The sequence below is a fragment of the Kitasatospora sp. NPDC004799 genome, assembly GCF_040609095.1.
Lineage (GTDB): Bacteria > Actinomycetota > Actinomycetes > Streptomycetales > Streptomycetaceae > Kitasatospora.
The window spans coordinates 1-3,038 of record NZ_JBEXJK010000634.1 but is presented as its reverse complement, the minus strand read 5'-3'; the positions used below and the strand labels follow the sequence as shown (position 1 = coordinate 3,038).

General features: G+C 72.5%; 3 protein-coding genes. All 3 read left to right on the top strand.

The features are described from left to right. Positions 1–95: 95 nt before the first annotated feature. On the top strand, positions 96–1,109 hold the full coding sequence (locus ABZW03_RS39205) for a sugar ABC transporter substrate-binding protein (protein ID WP_355269410.1): 1,014 nt from the start codon (positions 96–98) through the stop codon (positions 1,107–1,109). 77 nt (positions 1,110–1,186) lie between these two features. Next, positions 1,187–2,185: an ABC transporter permease gene (locus ABZW03_RS39200; protein WP_355269408.1), complete on the top strand. Its 999-nt coding sequence runs from the start codon at positions 1,187–1,189 to the stop codon at positions 2,183–2,185. After that, the coding region (locus tag ABZW03_RS39195) for an ATP-binding cassette domain-containing protein (protein ID WP_355269407.1) at positions 2,182–3,038 on the top strand (857 nt) is incomplete at its 3' end. The genes ABZW03_RS39200 and ABZW03_RS39195, both read left to right, overlap by 4 nt.

The window sequence follows — 3,038 nt, the reverse complement described above, 5'->3', positions numbered from 1 at the left end:
CGCTCCCGGCGCCTGGAGGTCTCGCACGCCTTCCACTCGCCGCTGATGGAGCCGATGCTGGAGACCTCCGCACCCGCAGACCAGGGAGCCCCCGCATGCCCCGTACCGCCGCCACCGTCCGCCTCGCCGCCTGCGCCACCCTCGCGGCACTCGCCCTCACCGCCTGCGGCTCCGGCTCCACGGGCTCCTCCGGCGCCGGCTCCGCGGGCGGCACCGTCAAGGTCGGCCTGATCACCAAGACCGACACCAACCCGTTCTTCGTCAAGATGAAGCAGGGCGCCGAGAAGTCCGCCAAGGAGAACGGCGCCACCCTGGTCACCGCGGCCGGCAAGTTCGACGGCGACAACGCGGGCCAGATCGCCGCCCTGGAGAACATGGTCGCCACCGGCGTCAAGGGCGTCCTGATCACCCCCAGCGACTCCAAGGCCATCCTGCCCGCGATCAGGAAGGCCCGGGACAAGGGCGTCCTGGTGATCGCCCTGGACAGCCCGACCGACCCGCAGGACGGCACCGACGCCCTGTTCGCCACCGACAACAGGCAGGCCGGCGTGCTGATCGGCCAGTACGCCAAGGCCGCCATGGCCGGCCGGAGCGCGAGGATCGCCACCCTGGACCTCGCCCCCGGCGTCGCCGTCGGCCAGCTGCGCCACGACGGCTTCCTGCAGGGCTTCGGCGTCCCCGCCGGCGACCCGTCGATCGCCTGTTCCCAGGACACCGGCGGCGACCAGGCCAAGGCCCAGACCGCGATGGAGAACTGCCTGCAGAAGGCGCCCGACCTCAACGTCGTCTACACCGTCAACGAGCCCGCCGCGCTGGGCGCGTACACCGCGCTCAAGGCCAAGGGCCGCGAGAAGGAGGTGCTCATCGTCTCCGTCGACGGCGGCTGCACCGGCACCCAGGCCGTCAAGGACGGCAGGATCGCGGCCACCTCGCAGCAGTACCCGCTGGTCATGGCCGCCCGGGGCGTCAAGGCGGTGACCGACCACGCCAGGGGCGGCGCCAAGCCCACCGGCTACACCGACACCGGCGTCGCCCTGATCACCGACCGTCCGCAGGCCGGCCCGGCCGCCCAGGACACCGGCTACGGCCTGGAGAACTGCTGGGGCTGACCGGCCTCCGTTCCCCCACCCGCTCCCCCGAGGACCGACCGCTCCCCGAGGACCACCGCTCCCGCGAGGACCACCCGATGACCACCACCACCGCCCCGTACGCCGAACTCCAATCACCGCCGCTCGCGCGCCGACTGCTCTCCGCCCCGACCGCCGGACCGCTCGCAGCGCTCGTGCTGGCCTGCGCGTTCTTCACGTTCACCACCGACACCTTCCTCTCCGGCGGCAACTTCTCGCTGATCATCCAGCAGGTGATGGTGGTCGGCACGCTGGCGATCGGACAGACCCTGATCATCCTGACCGCCGGCATCGACCTCTCCTGCGGCGCCGTGATGGCCTTCGGCTCGATCACCATGGCCCGGCTCGCCGCCGAGGGCACCGTCCCGCCGCTGGTCGCCGTCGCCCTCGGGCTGGCGGTCTGCGCGGCCTTCGGCCTGGCCAACGGCCTGCTGGTGCAGCTGATCCCGCTGCCGCCGTTCATCGTCACGCTGGGCATGCTGAACGTCGCCTTCGCGCTCACCCACATCTACTCCGACGAGCAGACCGTCACCGACCTGCCCGGCCCACTGACCTTCCTCGGCGGCACCTTCCCGCTCGGCGACACCGACGTGACGTACGGTTCGGTGCTCGCGCTGGCGCTGTTCGCGCTCTTCGCCCACCTGCTCTCCCGCACCGCCTGGGGGCGGCACGTCTACGCGCTCGGCAACGGCCGGGACGCCGCCCGCCTCAACGGCATCCGCACCGGCCGCCTCAACGTCGGCCTCTACGCCCTGGCCGGCCTGGTCTACGGCATCGCCGCCCTGCTGCTGGTCTCCCGCACCGGCGTCGGCGACCCCCAGGCCGGGCAGACCGACAACCTGGACTCCATCACCGCCGTGGTGCTCGGCGGCACCAGCCTGTTCGGCGGCCGGGGCAGCGTGCTCGGCTCGCTGATCGGCGCCCTGATCGTCGGGGTCTTCCGCAACGGGCTCCAGCTGATGGGCGTCGCCTCGATCTACCAGACCCTGATCACCGGCGTGCTGGTGATCCTCGCCGTGACCGTCGACCAGATCTCCCGGAAGCGAGCCAGCCGATGACCGCGAACCCGCCGGTGGCCCCGAACGATTCGGCGTCCGCCACCCCCGTCATCCAGGCCCGCGGGCTGGTCAAGCGCTACGGGCACGTCACCGCGATCGACGGCGCCGACTTCGACCTCATGCCCGGCGAGGTGCTGGCCGTGATCGGCGACAACGGCGCCGGCAAGTCCAGCCTGGTCAAGGCGCTCACCGGCGCGATCACCCCGGACGAGGGCGAGATCCGGCTGAACGGTGAGCCGGTCCACTTCACCGGCCCGCAGGCCGCCCGCGCGGCCGGCATCGAGACCGTCTACCAGGACCTCGCGGTCGCCCCCTCGATGGACATCGCCGCCAACATGTTCCTCGGCCGCGAACTGCGCCGCCCGGGCGTCCTCGGCACGGTGTTCCGCGCGCTCGACCGCAAGCGGATGCGCGACGAGGCGGCCGCGCACATGGCCGACCTGAAGATCGGCCTGCGCTCGCTCACCCAGCCGGTGGAGACCCTCTCCGGCGGCCAGCGGCAAGCCGTCGCGGTGGCCCGCGCGGTCGCCTGGGCGCGCAGCGTGGTGGTGATGGACGAGCCGACCGCGGCACTCGGGGTCAAGGAGTCCGGCCAAGTGCTCGACCTCATCCGCCGGGTCCGCGACCGCGGCCTGCCGGTCGTGCTGATCAGCCACAACATGCCGCACGTCTTCGAGATCGCCGACCGGATCCACGTCCACCGGCTCGGGCGCCGGGCCGCGCTGATCCGGCCGGGCGACCACTCGATGTCCGAGGTGGTGGCCATCATGACCGGTGCGCTCACCGTCACCGAGGACGGTAGCGGTACTGTCGTGGCGGACGCCGTCGCCGCCAGGGCCGCCGGGGTCCGTAC

Bases quoted from the DNA above. Each gene is read 5' to 3' on its own strand.
- ABZW03_RS39205 (WP_355269410.1), top strand. From the start codon at position 96: ATGCCCCGTACCGCCGCCACCGTCCGCCTCGCCGCCTGCGCCACCCTC.
- ABZW03_RS39200 (WP_355269408.1), top strand. From the start codon at position 1,187: ATGACCACCACCACCGCCCCGTACGCCGAACTCCAATCACCGCCGCTC.